Here is a 15,214-nt window from a genome sequence, read left to right as displayed (position 1 = left end):
AAGTCGTCTTTCGACTCGTCGCTAGAAAAGCGGCATATTTTACAGCATTTAGCCGTAGAGGATGCAATTTAAATCATCTATTTGTATTTGTAGTTTTGCAATCAATATTTTTTTGCTGATAAGCTAATGATACTGCTATTTTTTCGTGGCATCACGCGCGAATTTAGTTTTCAAAGCCAGTTTTTAAAAGTTAGCTTGATCAAAACCAAGTTCTTCAAATATGTTTTTCAAACATGCTGTTATCGATTAAGCTATATGTTACTTGAAGGATGAGATGGTATTTTGTGTGGGGTGCATCTGTAAACGATCAAACCTATACACAAAAAAATGGATTAAATCGTAATTTGTCACTGCATGCTTGTATTATTTTATGCGTATTAATCATAAGGTTACACAACAGAACAGTAGGCAAGGATCAGACAAATTAAACTAAGCATCTAAAATTGCTAAGGTAATTAAAGGCAAGTTATGCAGGTTGAACAAATAAGATGGGTTTCTCGTTATTTTTATCAACGTTCAATAAAAATATATTTACTTAGTTTTTGGGCGCTAGGGAGTAGTGCCGTTATTGCCGCTGAACAGCAATTTAATGATGCTTTACGTGCTGCCAATGCAGGTAATATCAGTCAATTGCAACAATACAGTGCCAGCATGCAAGATGATGTGTTGGGCTATTATCCAGAATATTGGACGCTCAATAGCAATCTGGCCACCCAACCTGCCAATGCAATTATTCACTTTGCACAGCGTTACCCCAATGCTGCGATGTCAGAAAAACTTGCTGCTGATTTTGTTGAAGAAAAAGTTAAAATGGCTGCATTTAGCGATGCTCAGCCTGTATTGCCTTATGTGACCAATCCAGACCAAGCAGAACGCTGTGCTGTCGCACAAGTCCGTGCCAAAACTGGTGATGAGCTGGTATTCGCAGAATACAAAGATGTTTGGTTAACCACCAATAGTCAGCCAGAATCTTGTCATGGTCTCGGTCGGATGATGTTATCGAGTTCTTTATTGACCAGTAGTGATCGGCAACAACGTCTTTATGCCCAACTCCGTGCTGGGCAATCAGGTCCAGCCATCGCCACTGCGCAAAGTATTGGCTTGAATCTATCTTTGGCACAACTCAATCAAATTCAAGCCAATCCGCTCAATTACCTGTGGACTGCACCGAAAGAAAGCTTAACCGATTATGCTTACTTGGTCTTTGCCTTAGGACGAACAGCAGATAGCGATTTAAACTCAGCTTTACAAACTTTGCCTCGGGTACAGCAAGGTTTACCCACCGATGTACAAAAATATTTATCTCGAACTGTTGCGTATATCGGTGGCACAACAGTCATGAAAAATAATTTTAATATCGAAGTGCTGAACCAATTTGACGCCAGTTATGGCGTACCGTTTACTGAAGAAGAAGCAGAAATTTATGCCCGTCAAGCCATTCGTTTTGGTCGTTGGAATAGTGTATTACTTGCGATTGAACAAATGAGTGTGACACAAAAGCAAGAAGACCGTTGGCAATATTGGTTGGCGCGTGCCTATGATGCCCGCAATGATGCACAGTCCAAGCAAACTGCACAGGGTATCTATCAAAAACTCGCCAATGCTGGCGATGACTATCATAACCTACTCGCCAAAGATCATTTGGGACAACGTTATTATCAATCACCGCCTGCCGAGCAACCGAGTCATAGTGATCTACAACGTTTGGATCAAGATATTCATTTTAGACGTGCTTTTACGCTGCGTAATATCAATGCACCTGCCAGCTATGTCAATCGAGAGTGGAACTGGGCAGTGCGCCAAGCCTACCTCAAACATGACGATGGTTTGTTATTGGCAGCGGCGAAACGTGCAACCGAAATGGGCTGGTATGACCGTGCGATCTATGCAGCGGAGCGCACCAGCAATAAACATAACTATGCGTATCGTTATGCCACGCCGCATCAAACTACAGTGGTCAATCATAGCCGTAATGTGGGCATTGACCCAGCATGGGCTTATGGTCTTATGCGCCAAGAAAGCCGTTTTGTCACCGCGGCACGGTCACATGTGGGCGCAGGTGGTCTAATGCAAATCATGCCCAATACCGCCAAGCAGGTGGCTCGTCAAATGGGTGAGTCATATAACCCGGCAGCATTAACAGACAGTAATACCAACATCCGTTATGGCACTTATTATTTATCCATGATTCAAAATCAGTTGAGTGCAAACCCAGTCTTGGCAACAGCAGGCTATAACGCGGGTCCCAATCGTGCCAAACGTTGGCAACCCGATACACAAAGTTTAGCCGCTGACCAGTATGTTGAAGCAATTCCTTTGGCTGAAACACGCGACTATGTTAAAAATGTCATGAGTAATGCAGTGCATTACGGCATTTTATTGCAACAAGGTCCACAGGTTATTGAGAGTCGTATGCCAAATATTCCTGTACGTTTTCAATAATACTCAACATGAGGTTGTGGCAATCTAGATGAGAGATTTTAGTCTGCATTATATTTCACAGCACAGATTGATCATGCTTTGCGCAGTAACAGGGCTTTATTTTATTTTCAATACTCCTTGTGCTGCTGCTTCCAACGAGTTGCGTGGTTATGTATTGCAGATTCAAATGACACCTGCGGTGTGTGCATTGGATGGCGCGAGGCAAAAACAACGGAAGTGTTTTCAGGGTTACACTTTAAATATCAATGGTTTATTCCCAGATACGACACGACCCAACTGTGCGACAACATCATCTGCGGCTTTGAGCCCTTTACAAGCAACCGTGGTTGCACGGGTGATGCCAGATGAACAAGCTCGCACCAGTTTATGGCATAACTATGGTGGCTGCGTACCATACAATGCCAGCCAGTATTTTAGAACCATGACCAATTTGGCGGATAAACTGAATATCCCTTCGACCCTAACGAACTATGAAGATAAAACTGTAGAACTAGACAGTTTGCGCGGTCAATTCACCCGGTTAAATCCTGGGCTACCCAGTAATGGCATACAGTTTAGTTGCCAAAATGATGCCAAACGCCGTACTTTTTTAACTGAAATCAATGTTTGTTATCAGGTAAATGGGCGCTATAAATCTTGTGCGACACGTGTGCAAGGGAATTGTCCGAGTAGTTTTATGGTAAAAGGCACCTATTAAGGCGGTGCTTAAACACGCTGAATGATAGATGAAACAGCATCAATACCACATAAATGAGGTCATATCAGGTGATGCATTTGTTGGACGCAGCTCTATATGCTATGCAAGTCATAGCATCGACATGAATGCAACTTAAAATAAAAATGCTGAAAATAAAAGTGCTGCGTGAAAGTGATCATGCCTTTATTCTGTGCGCTGACTAGATTTATTTGTTTTTCCTATCAGACTTTCGTTGAAATGCCTCAGGTTTTTTATGCAAGTTACAGCGTATTGGAGTACAATCTTTGCCGTTTATGCTATTTAGATCGACTGTCATGAAGTCGTCGATCACATTAACGATCCTCAATTGGAGATAAAAATATGAAGCAACCCGTTCGTGTTGCCGTCACTGGCGCTGCAGGTCAAATTGGTTATAGCTTGTTATTCCGTATCGCAAGCGGCGAAATGTTAGGGAAAGATCAACCAGTTATTTTGCAAATGCTTGAAATCCCAGTTGAGAAAGCTCAACAAGCGCTTAAAGGCGTGATGATGGAACTTGAAGATTGTGCATTCCCACTTTTAGCGGGTATGGTTGGTACAGACGATCCAAATGTTGCATTTAAAGATGCAGACTACTGCTTATTGGTTGGTGCACGTCCACGTGGTCCTGGTATGGAACGTGCTGATTTGCTACAAGAAAATGCTAAAATTTTCACCGTTCAAGGTAAAGCAATCAATGATCACGCCAGTCGTGATGTCAAAGTATTAGTCGTTGGTAACCCTGCAAATACCAATGCTTATATTGCGATGAAATCTGCACCAGATCTAAACCCTGGCCAATTCACTGCAATGCTTCGTTTAGACCACAACCGTGCGTTAAGTCAAATTGCAGCAAAAACTGGTAAAGCAGTTAAAGATATTAAAAACCTTATTGTTTGGGGTAACCACTCTCCAACCATGTATGCAGACTACCGTTTTGCAACCATTAATGGTGAAAACGTAAAAGACATGATCAACGATCAAGAATGGAATGAAAATGTATTCCTGCCTACCGTTGGTAAACGTGGTGCGGCAATTATTGAAGCACGTGGTCTATCTTCAGCAGCTTCTGCTGCCAATGCTGCGATTGATCATATGCGTGATTGGGCACTTGGTACCAATGGCGAATGGGTGACTATGGGTATTCCATCTGATGGTTCTTATGGTATTCCTGAAGGCGTTATTTACGGTGTACCTGTGACTTGTGAAAACGGTCAATATACCCGTGTTGAAGGCTTAGAAATCGATGAATTCAGCCGTAAATGCATGGACAAAACTTTGAATGAACTTGAAGAAGAACGTGCTGCGATTGCACATCTTTTTAACTAATTCTTGGTGATCGTTTTTTTGCAATAATATCGGTAAATCAGCGCATGATGATTTGAGAGTCATGCGGTTGTTCAGCCGAATATAGCACCAACAAAAGGCATCCTTCAATGGGATGTCTTTTGTTTTAGTGAATTGGGTTTAGCTGAGTTGGGTTGTTGAGTATCTTGTTGACGTTTAACACATACGTGATTTGAGCAAATCTTTAAACCACTGCGCTGTGTGTAAGGGCATGAAAGCAGGATGCTGTTGTAGTTGTTGCAGCGAAGATTTGGGGCATTGAACATATTTTTTGAGCCAATGTTTGCATAGTGCTGGTTCTTGTTTAACATGCGCTGCATAAGCTAGATAAAAATAAATTTCAGCTTGTTGATCTTGTTGATAATGTGCCAAGGGTTTTAAAATCTGCTGGGTAATCAAAGCAAAACGGCTTTGTTGAGTAATTTCATAATAGACCATATACGTTTTGGCAAGTTGTACAGATAATGCCAAATATAAAGACAAGGGCATTTCTTCAAATTCGACCCGCGCGGTCTCTAATAGAACAATAGCCTCTTGTAAGAAGTATGTTTTTTCCTGATTTGAATGGCTGATATCGACCAACTGTAAACGTAGTTCGCCACGTTGCAAAGCTAAAGTCGGTGTGTTGTGTTGAAGATATTGTTGATCTGTTGCACCAATTTGCGCAATGAGCTTGGCGGTTGCAGCGGTCATGAAGAAATTCCTATAAAGACATTTATGCTTTTATGCTTTGATCGGGTCAAATGGTAAAAATTAAAGTTGAATCTATAATCTACGGCTAAAAAATATGGCTGGACATAAGAAAAAATGCCTTTGAGGGGCTGCGACATTAAAGCGAGCTGGGGATGCCGTGTATCAATACGATAAACAATATAACGAAGAATACTTCATAAAAATAGCGTGATATGTTTGATTAGGCTAGAGCACACAACATCCATAAACTTGGTGTTATTTTAATGGGATGTGGTGTGGCTTATTCAATAAGACGGCTACAGCGCAACCATGCCGTGATGGATAGGCGCTGATGTTGCGCTATGAATACTTCATGTAATAAATCACTTTGAAATAACACTAAACGATTGGCTTTGGGTTGTAGAATGTGCCAATGTTGTTGTTTATCTTGTAGGTGTAGTTGCCCACCCCAGTCTGCATGCCATGTGTCGTGTAAATAATAGACCGCAGAAATGATACGATCATTTTTAGCTTGAGGATTATCACGATGGCGCGCATAAAATTGCCCTGCATCATAACATGCGAAATGTGCTTCGACTTCATTGATACCTAAGAAGAAGTTTTGATTAAAATGTTGCGAGAGTTGTTTTAAGTTTTGCAAATGTTGCTGTGCGCAGGGAAAGGATTCATCAATCCATAGAATTTGATCACTGCGAATGCGACTGACCACGCCATGCTGAATGGCTGCTTCTCTGAATTGGTTTAAATGCGAGGTGCATTCTTCCTGTAAATTTTGACAATAATGAGGCGTATATACATCGTCCACAATGGCAAAGCCTTGCTGTTCTAGGGCATCTAAAATGTGGTCGATGTGATAGGACTCTGGGAGCACGTGCTCTGACATAGAACCTCTAAATCACAATAAGAAAAGATGTTCGGATATATTAGAACAAAGGCCGGTCAGTGAAGAACTGTTTTTTCGTGCTAAAATGGCAACCAAATAGAGGAATTTAATTTAACATGAATTATCGACATCATTTTCACGCCGGCAACTTTGCAGATGTAATGAAGCACGTTTTGCTATTACAACTCTTGATCCGTCTCAATAGCAAAGACAAAGTTTACCGTTATATCGATACGCATGGTGGTGCAGGGTTTTATGACTTATCGACTGCCGAAGCGCAAAAGTCCGGTGAGTTTCTAAATGGTATTCATCGTTTGGTTAAATTGGATCAGGTCACTGTACGTAGCGCACCGCAAGCCGTACAACAGTATTTAAAAATTGTCGAAAATGTTCGGGCAGAAAGAGGTAAGGGCGCTTATCCGGGCTCGCCTTGGTTTGCTTTGACGCAAATGCGAGATATCGATAAAGCCACCGTATTTGAAATGCAACGAGATGTATTTCAACAGCTGAAAAGTAATATTCGCGATAAGCGTGCTGGATTACATGAGCGCGATGCTTATGAAGGCTTATTGGCAGTGATCCCACCACAAGAAAAACGTGGCTTGGTTATGATTGATCCCCCCTATGAAATTGAACGTAAGGATTTTCCGCAATTGGTTGAGCTTTTGCAAAATGTACATCGCAAATGGCCGACAGGGGTGATTGCCTTGTGGTATCCGATTAAGGATCGCGCGATGATCGAACGTTTTGAAAAGAAAATGATCAAAACAGGGATTCGCCGTCAGCTGATTTGTGAAATTTGTGTATGGCCAGATGATACGCCAGTGGGATTAAATGGCTGTGGCTTGTTGGTGATTAATCCACCATGGCAGTTTGCACAGCAAGCGAGTGAAGCATTGCAATGGTTGTTGCCGCATTTGAGAATGCAAGAACAAGGTCCACGTGCCGCAGTTCGTTGGTTGGTTGGTGAATAAGATCCCGCAAAACATGCGTGATGCTTTGTAGGTCTTTGGACATAAGGCGAATGATTTGAGAAATGCATGGTTTGATTCAAAAATAAAGTATTAGGAATATAGACACAATGACAATGAGCAATAAGCCACAACATGATGATTCATTACAGGATCATCATTCTTTTGACGGCATAACATTTGAGGTGGAAGAAGAAGAACATACGCACGAGGGCGAAAAGATTAAACGTCGTGGTATTTATTTGTGGCCAAACCTCATTACCACAGCAGCACTGCTCTGTGGTTTTTACTCCATTATTGCCAGTATGGGCGGGGATTATACCCGCGCCATCTATGCCATTATCTTGGCAGCATTATTTGATGGTCTAGATGGTCGCGTTGCACGCGCCATTGGCGCACAAAGTGCCTTTGGTGAACAGTTTGATTCTTTGTCAGATCTTTTGGCTTTTGGTGTAGCGCCAGCAATATTGATGTATAGCTGGGTGTTGCATGATTTAGGACGTATAGGATTAGCCTGTTGTTTTATTTATACTGCCTGTGCTGCATTTCGTTTGGCGCGTTTTAATGTGCAAATAGGGGTTGTCGATAAACGTTATTTTATTGGTATTGCTAGCCCATTGGCAGCGATTATGATTTTATCTGCGATTTGGGTAGGACGTGATTACCCACTTATTTTTAGTTTAAAAGATCCTGCAATCCAAGCCATGTATGCGGCTTTTATGGTGATTGTGGGATTACTGATGATTTCTAATGTAAAGTACTATTCATTTAAACAAGTCGATCGTAAGCGTGTGCCCTTTGTGGTGATGTTGCCAGTCATTATTATCTTGGCTATGATTTTATATGATATTCCATTGGGAATTTTAGTGGTTTGTATACTCTATGCCTTATCAGGTTTTATTAGTAGTTTTGTGTTTAGACAGAAAAGTAAGTGATGGGATAATCACTTTATAAAAATAAAAGGAGCTTGTGATGTCAAACTCTATACCAAAACCAACGCAAGGTTTTTCTGCATCACCAGCTTCTGCACAGCAAAAGTATCAGTTATATCCTCCCAACTTTTGGTATCGTACGGTACTACAAGGCTTGATTGTTCCCGAGTTACCGCCACCGCTACATTATTTTAATTTTCGTGCGGTAATGGGCTTGGATTATTTACCCATTGTGCAATATCCAGCACCGCATTCAGCATCAGCCAAAGAATGTGCTGTGGTGATGTCGAGTATTAGTGCACATATGAATGGGCATTTTCGACAATATAATCTTGCTGAACATTGTTATTTTAATACAGCCCATTATAACTATGCCGATCATAGTGCTCTGCTGGGGCAGTTTCCCTCATTTGTATTGCACCGTTGGGATGATGAGTTGAGTGTGACATTAAATATTCATACCCAAACATCACAGTACACATGTTATAGCCGATTTTGGTTTGATCTATTTGAATTTTGGTCAATGCCATGTTGGGTGGAAGGCAGTTTATATTATAAGCAACAGCATTATTCAATTGCGCATTGGGGCAGTTTTGAATATGCACGTAGTCTGCATATGCCTTATGTGCAACCTGCTTTTTATTGTTATCAATTGATTCAACTAGATCAACAACGTCAATTAATCTGTATACAGTTGCGTAATCGTTTAAATCAAGTACTCCTATCAAAAATTTTTTTACGGCATATTGTTGCGGCATTTGGGCAAGCCCAAGAGCAACTTGTTTTTCAAAAAGCAGTACAGTTATATATTCATCGTGTTTATCCCAAAGTTGCTACCCCGAATGGACAATGGATGTATTTAGCACGCGAATTTGAATGGCAGGCTACAGATTCGAATTATCATATTCGTGTGGTAGGGCAGAGTCGTGGTGATTATAAATTTGGTGCCGCGGCTGGCTATGCTGGAAGTTTTCAATATCAAGTACAGCTCAATGATGAATATTTTAGTGGCGAAGCAGCGTATTGTGAGTATATCGATTGTCGTGCTTTAAACTGGCAAGAACAAGATCAAGAGCAGCGATCACCCGCTAAAATAACCGCGACAGAAGCGCTTATTTATAAAAATAATGCAAAAAATAAGTTTTTTACTTAAAAACGTTTGTTATTTGCTCTAACGCATCAATATTTCTTAAAAAGGGGTTGCGCCAGAAAATAAATAGCCTATAATGCACATCCATCGGCGGTGATGTTGATTAAAAGCTTTTTAAAATCAGATGCTTAGCAAATCCAGAGTGATGAGTTAAGTTGAGTGAATTAGAAAGTAATTCAATAAACATTAAATTTTGCTTGACTTATCTAAGATAAGGCGTAGAATAGCCGACCTAGCTTACTCCTGACGAAGTAGTAAGAAGATCATTAAGAGATTATGAAGAACAACTTGTGTGGATTTTTACTGGTTGATTGATCGAAAATATTATCATTGATTGATTGGTAGAAATTACTCGAAGTTTATTTGAGCAAATTTTTTGTCAGTAATTGATGAGCCAGAATTGTGACCTTAAGTCACTAATGATTTTAACTGAAGAGTTTGATCATGGCTCAGATTGAACGCTGGCGGCAGGCTTAACACATGCAAGTCGAGCGGGGGAAGGTGCTTCGGTACTGGACCTAGCGGCGGACGGGTGAGTAAAGCTTAGGAATCTGCCCATTAATGGGGGATAACGTTTCGAAAGGAGCGCTAATACCGCATACGCCCTACGGGGGAAAGCAGGGGATCGTAAGACCTTGCGTTAATGGATGAGCCTAAGTCGGATTAGCTAGTTGGTGGGGTAAAGGCCTACCAAGGCGACGATCTGTAGCGGGTCTGAGAGGATGATCCGCCACACTGGGACTGAGACACGGCCCAGACTCCTACGGGAGGCAGCAGTGGGGAATATTGGACAATGGGGGGAACCCTGATCCAGCCATGCCGCGTGTGTGAAGAAGGCCTTATGGTTGTAAAGCACTTTAAGCGAGGAGGAGAGTACCTTAGATAATACCTAAGTGTATTGGACGTTACTCGCAGAATAAGCACCGGCTAACTCTGTGCCAGCAGCCGCGGTAATACAGAGGGTGCGAGCGTTAATCGGATTTACTGGGCGTAAAGCGTGCGTAGGCGGCCATTTAAGTCAAATGTGAAATCCCCGAGCTTAACTTGGGAATTGCATTCGATACTGGGTGGCTAGAGTATGGGAGAGGAAGGTAGAATTCCAGGTGTAGCGGTGAAATGCGTAGAGATCTGGAGGAATACCGATGGCGAAGGCAGCCTTCTGGCCTAATACTGACGCTGAGGTACGAAAGCATGGGGAGCAAACAGGATTAGATACCCTGGTAGTCCATGCTGTAAACGATGTCTACTAGCCGTTGGGGCCTTTGAGGCTTTAGTGGCGCAGCTAACGCGATAAGTAGACCGCCTGGGGAGTACGGTCGCAAGACTAAAACTCAAATGAATTGACGGGGGCCCGCACAAGCGGTGGAGCATGTGGTTTAATTCGATGCAACGCGAAGAACCTTACCTGGCCTTGACATAGTGAGAACGATCTAGAGATAGATTGGTGCCTTCGGGAATTCACATACAGGTGCTGCATGGCTGTCGTCAGCTCGTGTCGTGAGATGTTGGGTTAAGTCCCGCAACGAGCGCAACCCTTTTCCTTACTTGCCAGCATTTCGGATGGGAACTTTAAGGATACTGCCAGTGACAAACTGGAGGAAGGCGGGGACGACGTCAAGTCATCATGGCCCTTACGGCCAGGGCTACACACGTGCTACAATGGTCGGTACAAAGGGTTGCTACCTAGCGATAGGATGCTAATCTCAAAAAGCCGATCGTAGTCCGGATTGGAGTCTGCAACTCGACTCCATGAAGTCGGAATCGCTAGTAATCGCGGATCAGAATGCCGCGGTGAATACGTTCCCGGGCCTTGTACACACCGCCCGTCACACCATGGGAGTTTGTTGCACCAGAAGTAGGTAGGATAACCGTAAGGAGTCCGCTTACCACGGTGTGGCCAATGACTGGGGTGAAGTCGTAACAAGGTAGCCGTAGGGGAACCTGCGGCTGGATCACCTCCTTAACGAAAGATTAGTGATTGGTAAGAATCCACAACAAGTTGTTCTTCAGAGTATCGAATGTCAAAGACTTTAAAGTATGACGCTTTAAATGAGGGCAGGATGGAAGCGAATATCGCTACGCTGTCTTGCGCAAGTTTTAAAGCAGCGCTTTAAAACTTTCTCAGGGTCTGTAGCTCAGTTGGTTAGAGCACACGCTTGATAAGCGTGGGGTCACAAGTTCAAGTCTTGTCAGACCCACCACTAACTATGCTTGCAAGGTATCTTGTGAGAGGGTGACGGAAGAGTAGATACGAAATAATCTCGTAGATTTAAGCTGGGGACTTAGCTTAGTTGGTAGAGCGCCTGCTTTGCACGCAGGAGGTCAGGAGTTCGACTCTCCTAGTCTCCACCACTCATTATGATGAGTAAGGCTAAGAAAGATTATAGAGCTTAGTAAGCAGAAGTTTATTAACCTCTGTGATTTATCACAGTATCTTGACCTGACGAAGGCAAGATAAATCATTAACAGATTAGAAATTGAGTCTGAAATAAATTGTTCAACTTGATTTGTTTGAAAAGACAAATTGAGAACTAGTAAATGAACACTGAATCAAGCGTTTTGGTATGTGAATTTAGATTGAAGCTGTACAGTGTTTAAGTACACGAACCTTCGAACTGTGATGTTGTTAGTGCTCCTTGTAGGTGCTAGCGACTGTTTGGGGTTGTATAGTCAAGTAATTAAGTGCATGTGGTGGATGCCTTGGCAGTCAGAGGCGAAGAAAGACGTGATAGCCTGCGAAAAGCGTCGGGGAGGCGGCAAATATCCTGTGATCCGGCGATGTCTGAATGGGGAAACCCACCTACTTTAAGGTAGGTATCAATAACTGAATACATAGGTTATTGAGGCGAACGAGGGGAAGTGAAACATCTCAGTACCCTTAGGAAAAGAAATCAATTGAGATTCCCTGAGTAGCGGCGAGCGAACGGGGAACAGCCCATTAAGTCATATTTGTTTTAGTGGAATGCACTGGGAAGTGCAAACGTAGAGGGTGATATTCCCGTACACGAAAGAGCAAATATGATGATGTCGAGTAGGGCGAGGCACGTGAAACCTTGTCTGAATATGGGGGGACCATCCTCCAAGGCTAAATACTCCTGACTGACCGATAGTGAACCAGTACCGTGAGGGAAAGGCGAAAAGAACCCCTGTGAGGGGAGTGAAATAGATCCTGAAACCGCATGCATACAAGCAGTGGGAGCTCCATTTTGGAGTGACTGCGTACCTTTTGTATAATGGGTCAGCGACTTATATTCAGTAGCGAGGTTAACCGTATAGGGGAGCCGTAGAGAAATCGAGTCTTAATAGGGCGTCTAGTTGCTGGGTATAGACCCGAAACCGGGTGATCTATCCATGAGCAGGTTGAAGGTTGGGTAACACTAACTGGAGGACCGAACCCACCGTCGTTGAAAAGCCGGGGGATGACTTGTGGATAGGGGTGAAAGGCTAATCAAACTCGGTGATAGCTGGTTCTCCCCGAAAGCTATTTAGGTAGCGCCTCGGACGAATACCATTGGGGGTAGAGCACTGTTTCGGCTAGGGGGTCATCCCGACTTACCAAACCGATGCAAACTCCGAATACCAATGAGTACTATCCGGGAGACAGACTGCGGGTGCTAACGTCCGTAGTCAAGAGGAAAACAATCCAGACCGCCAGCTAAGGCCCCAAAATCATAGTTAAGTGGGAAACGATGTGGGAAGGCATAGACAGCTAGGAGGTTGGCTTAGAAGCAGCCACCCTTTAAAGAAAGCGTAATAGCTCACTAGTCGAGTCGGCCTGCGCGGAAGATGTAACGGGGCTAAAACTATGTGCCGAAGCTGCGGATGTATACTTATGTATACGTGGTAGGGGAGCGTTCTGTAAGCCGAAGAAGGTGGATTGAGAAGTCTGCTGGAGGTATCAGAAGTGCGAATGCTGACGTGAGTAACGATAAAACGGGTGAAAAACCCGTTCGCTGAAAGACCAAGGGTTCCAGTCCAACGTTAATCGGGGCTGGGTGAGTCGACCCCTAAGGCGAGGCCGAGAGGCGTAGTCGATGGGAAATTGGTTAATATTCCAATACTTCTGTGTAATGCGATGAGAGGACGGAGAAGGTTAAGTCAGCCTGGCGTTGGTTGTCCAGGTGGAAGACAGTAGGCATGCATCTTAGGCAAATCCGGGGTGCTCTATGCTGAGAGTCGATAGCAAGCTAGTTTACTAGCGAAGTGGCTGATACCCTGCTTCCAGGAAAAGTCTCTAAGCTACAGTTACACAGGAATCGTACCCGAAACCGACACAGGTGGTCAGGTCGAGTAGACCAAAGCGCTTGAGAGAACTCTGCTGAAGGAACTAGGCAAAATGGTACCGTAACTTCGGGAGAAGGTACGCTGCTGACGGTGATTCCCCTCGCGGGATGAGCGGTTGGCAGCCTCAGAAACCAGGCCGCTGCAACTGTTTATTAAAAACATAGCACTCTGCAAACACGAAAGTGGACGTATAGGGTGTGATGCCTGCCCGGTGCTGGAAGGTTAATTGATGGGGTTAGCGTAAGCGAAGCTCTTGATCGAAGCCCCAGTAAACGGCGGCCGTAACTATAACGGTCCTAAGGTAGCGAAATTCCTTGTCGGGTAAGTTCCGACCTGCACGAATGGCATAATGATGGCGGCGCTGTCTCCAGCAGAGGCTCAGTGAAATCGAAATCGCTGTGAAGATGCAGTGTACCCGCGGCTAGACGGAAAGACCCCGTGAACCTTTACTGCAGCTTGACATTGAACTTTGACCTTACTTGTGTAGGATAGGTGGGAGGCTTAGAAGTGGTGACGCTAGTTACCATGGAGCCATCCTTGAAATACCACCCTGGTAATGTTGAGGTTCTAACTCTGGTCCCTAATCGGGATCGAGGACCATGTCTGGTGGGTAGTTTGACTGGGGCGGTCTCCTCCTAAAGAGTAACGGAGGAGTACGAAGGTGCGCTCAGCGTGGTCGGAAATCACGCGTAGAGTATAAAGGCAAAAGCGCGCTTAACTGCGAGACCAACAAGTCGAGCAGGTACGAAAGTAGGTCTTAGTGATCCGGTGGTTCTGTATGGAAGGGCCATCGCTCAACGGATAAAAGGTACTCTGGGGATAACAGGCTGATACCGCCCAAGAGTTCATATCGACGGCGGTGTTTGGCACCTCGATGTCGGCTCATCTCATCCTGGGGCTGAAGCAGGTCCCAAGGGTATGGCTGTTCGCCATTTAAAGAGGTACGCGAGCTGGGTTTAGAACGTCGTGAGACAGTTCGGTCCCTATCTACCGTGGGCGTTGGAAATTTGAGAGGATCTGCTCCTAGTACGAGAGGACCAGAGTGGACGAACCTCTGGTGTACCGGTTGTGACGCCAGTCGCATCGCCGGGTAGCTATGTTCGGAAGGGATAACCGCTGAAAGCATCTAAGCGGGAAGCCTACCTCAAGATTAGATTTCCCTTGGAGTTTATCTCCACTAAAGAGCCGTTGAAGACTACGACGTTGATAGGTTGGATGTGGAAGCATGGCGACATGTGAAGCTGACCAATACTAATTGCTCGTGAGGCTTGACTATACAACACCCAAACAGTTGTTGTATAAAGCTCATTCGATTCATTTAAAATCAAATCTACTTGATTCATGTGAAATTCTAGTTACAATACAGACCCAGTTCTAATCCGTTAATAACTCATTTGGTTAAGAAAGTATGGCACTGAATAAAAATGTTCAGATCAGACCAGAAATCACCATAAACAGTTGTGCTGGCGACAATAGCAAGAGTGAACCACCTGATCCCTTCCCGAACTCAGAAGTGAAACCTCTTCGCGCTGATGGTAGTGTGGGGTTACCCATGTGAGAGTAAGTCATCGCCAGCTCATGATTACATATCCCTCGATGTCAAACATCGAGGGATTTTTTTTGGCTATATTTTAATAAAATGGTGAAATAGCAAAAGCGAAAGATAAAAATAAAAACATAAAAATAAGCAGTGTGATGGCAGACAACTCAAGAAATATTCCCGCAATGCAATATAGAAAAACTAGCTGATCCTAACCATAAAAATTCCCTCTCAGTCCAGACAGAGAGGGAAGCAGA

Annotated in this window: 8 protein-coding genes, 2 tRNA genes and 3 rRNA genes; 11 read left to right on the top strand and 2 right to left on the bottom strand. The window is 43.8% G+C overall.

Going from position 1 to position 15,214, the window contains the following annotated elements:
* Positions 1 to 468 precede the first annotated feature (468 nt).
* From BFG52_RS14225 to BFG52_RS14215, 3 genes are all read left to right on the top strand, one after another.
* A complete protein-coding gene (locus BFG52_RS14225) occupies positions 469 to 2,442 on the top strand; it encodes a lytic transglycosylase domain-containing protein (RefSeq protein WP_067557651.1) in 1,974 nt (657 codons plus the stop codon).
* 28 nt (positions 2,443 to 2,470) lie between these two features.
* Positions 2,471 to 3,139, top strand: a complete 669-nt coding sequence (locus tag BFG52_RS14220) for a ribonuclease T2 family protein (protein WP_081408714.1) — start codon at positions 2,471 to 2,473, stop codon at positions 3,137 to 3,139.
* Between the two features lie 360 nt (positions 3,140 to 3,499).
* Positions 3,500 to 4,486 (top strand): malate dehydrogenase, encoded by a 987-nt coding sequence (locus tag BFG52_RS14215; protein ID WP_067557647.1) that lies wholly within the window; start codon positions 3,500 to 3,502, stop codon positions 4,484 to 4,486.
* Between the two features lie 174 nt (positions 4,487 to 4,660).
* On the opposite strand, the gene BFG52_RS14210 is transcribed toward BFG52_RS14215, so the two are convergent.
* On the bottom strand, positions 4,661 to 5,197 hold the full coding sequence (locus tag BFG52_RS14210) for a hypothetical protein (protein ID WP_067557643.1): 537 nt from the start codon (positions 5,195 to 5,197) through the stop codon (positions 4,661 to 4,663).
* Positions 5,198 to 5,477: 280 nt separating this feature from the next.
* Positions 5,478 to 6,080, bottom strand: coding sequence for a 2OG-Fe(II) oxygenase (locus BFG52_RS14205; RefSeq protein WP_067557640.1), 603 nt, complete (start codon positions 6,078 to 6,080; stop codon positions 5,478 to 5,480).
* Positions 6,081 to 6,196: 116 nt separating this feature from the next.
* On the opposite strand from BFG52_RS14205, the gene BFG52_RS14200 reads away from it, so the two are divergent.
* From BFG52_RS14200 to rrf, 8 genes are all read left to right on the top strand, one after another.
* On the top strand, positions 6,197 to 7,054 hold the full coding sequence (locus BFG52_RS14200) for a 23S rRNA (adenine(2030)-N(6))-methyltransferase RlmJ (RefSeq protein WP_067557637.1): 858 nt from the start codon (positions 6,197 to 6,199) through the stop codon (positions 7,052 to 7,054).
* 113 nt (positions 7,055 to 7,167) lie between these two features.
* A complete protein-coding gene (pssA, locus tag BFG52_RS14195) occupies positions 7,168 to 7,986 on the top strand; it encodes a CDP-diacylglycerol--serine O-phosphatidyltransferase (protein ID WP_171257369.1) in 819 nt (272 codons plus the stop codon).
* 37 nt (positions 7,987 to 8,023) lie between these two features.
* Entirely contained in the window at positions 8,024 to 9,136 is a 1,113-nt protein-coding gene (locus BFG52_RS14190) for a hypothetical protein (RefSeq protein WP_067557631.1), read from the top strand.
* A gap of 423 nt (positions 9,137 to 9,559) precedes the next feature.
* Positions 9,560 to 11,096 (top strand): 16S ribosomal RNA (locus BFG52_RS14185).
* Between the two features lie 161 nt (positions 11,097 to 11,257).
* Positions 11,258 to 11,334, top strand: a tRNA-Ile gene (locus BFG52_RS14180).
* Between the two features lie 75 nt (positions 11,335 to 11,409).
* Positions 11,410 to 11,485: transfer RNA gene (locus tag BFG52_RS14175), tRNA-Ala, on the top strand.
* Between the two features lie 316 nt (positions 11,486 to 11,801).
* Positions 11,802 to 14,693, top strand: a 23S ribosomal RNA gene (locus BFG52_RS14170).
* 186 nt (positions 14,694 to 14,879) lie between these two features.
* Positions 14,880 to 14,994 (top strand): 5S ribosomal RNA (gene rrf / locus BFG52_RS14165).
* Together the 16S, 23S and 5S rRNA genes with 2 tRNA genes alongside form the textbook arrangement of a ribosomal RNA operon.
* Positions 14,995 to 15,214: the final 220 nt, after the last annotated feature.

This window comes from Acinetobacter larvae, from assembly GCF_001704115.1.
GTDB classification, from domain to species: Bacteria; Pseudomonadota; Gammaproteobacteria; order Pseudomonadales; family Moraxellaceae; genus Acinetobacter; species Acinetobacter larvae.
This window is presented reverse-complemented; position numbering and strand designations above follow the sequence as displayed.

Excerpts from the sequence above, each read along its gene's own strand:
- BFG52_RS14225 (WP_067557651.1), top strand. The coding sequence starts at position 469 with ATGCAGGTTGAACAAATAAGATGGGTTTCTCGTTATTTTTATCAACGT.
- BFG52_RS14220 (WP_081408714.1), top strand. The coding sequence starts at position 2,471 with ATGAGAGATTTTAGTCTGCATTATATTTCACAGCACAGATTGATCATG.
- BFG52_RS14215 (WP_067557647.1), top strand. The coding sequence starts at position 3,500 with ATGAAGCAACCCGTTCGTGTTGCCGTCACTGGCGCTGCAGGTCAAATT.
- BFG52_RS14210 (WP_067557643.1), bottom strand. The coding sequence starts at position 5,197 with ATGACCGCTGCAACCGCCAAGCTCATTGCGCAAATTGGTGCAACAGAT.
- BFG52_RS14205 (WP_067557640.1), bottom strand. The coding sequence starts at position 6,080 with ATGTCAGAGCACGTGCTCCCAGAGTCCTATCACATCGACCACATTTTA.
- BFG52_RS14200 (WP_067557637.1), top strand. The coding sequence starts at position 6,197 with ATGAATTATCGACATCATTTTCACGCCGGCAACTTTGCAGATGTAATG.
- pssA (WP_171257369.1), top strand. The coding sequence starts at position 7,168 with ATGAGCAATAAGCCACAACATGATGATTCATTACAGGATCATCATTCT.
- BFG52_RS14190 (WP_067557631.1), top strand. The coding sequence starts at position 8,024 with ATGTCAAACTCTATACCAAAACCAACGCAAGGTTTTTCTGCATCACCA.